The sequence below is a fragment of the Gilvimarinus xylanilyticus genome, from assembly GCF_024195295.1.
GTDB lineage: Bacteria > Pseudomonadota > Gammaproteobacteria > Pseudomonadales > Cellvibrionaceae > Gilvimarinus > Gilvimarinus xylanilyticus.
On the sequence record NZ_JAMFTH010000013.1, the window covers coordinates 1 to 550 of the forward strand.

Here is a 550-nt window from a genome sequence, read left to right on the forward strand (position 1 = left end):
CCGATGGCAGCTACAGCTTTGATACCCTTGATGATTTTGACTATCTGGCCGAAGGTGACACCACCAGTGTGACCTTTACTTACTTTTTGCAAGACTCCGAAACCGATACCAGCGGCAAGCCGGTGTACAGCGAGCCGGCCACCGTTACCATTCAAATAATCGGCATAAACGACACGCCTGAGTTTAGCGGTGACGATAGCGGAGAGGTCACTGAAGATTCGTTACCCACTAGCACCAGCGGCACTTTGATAGTGACTGATTTAGATAACGGTCAATCGAGTATTGATGCCAGCATCTTCCCTGTACCAGTGGGTGAAGTACTGGGAAGTCTTAGTATTACGGCGGAAGGAAATTGGCAATACAGTGTCGACAACAGCTTGTTGCAATATTTAGCCGAAGGTGAAACTCGCGAAGACGTCTTTATTGTTACCTCGTTTGATGGCACTGAGCACCAGATTACGGTGACCATTAATGGCACCAATGATGCTCCGGTGATTTCGCTGGATACAACTAATGGCGATAGCGACAGTGCATCGCTTACCGAGAGCAA

1 protein-coding gene is annotated in these 550 nt (G+C 48.5%); it reads left to right on the forward strand.

Annotated features, from left to right (window positions below; all coding sequences use genetic code 11):
- Nucleotides 1-550: VCBS domain-containing protein (locus M6D89_RS17135; protein WP_253969319.1), on the forward strand; the 550-nt coding region annotated here is incomplete at both ends.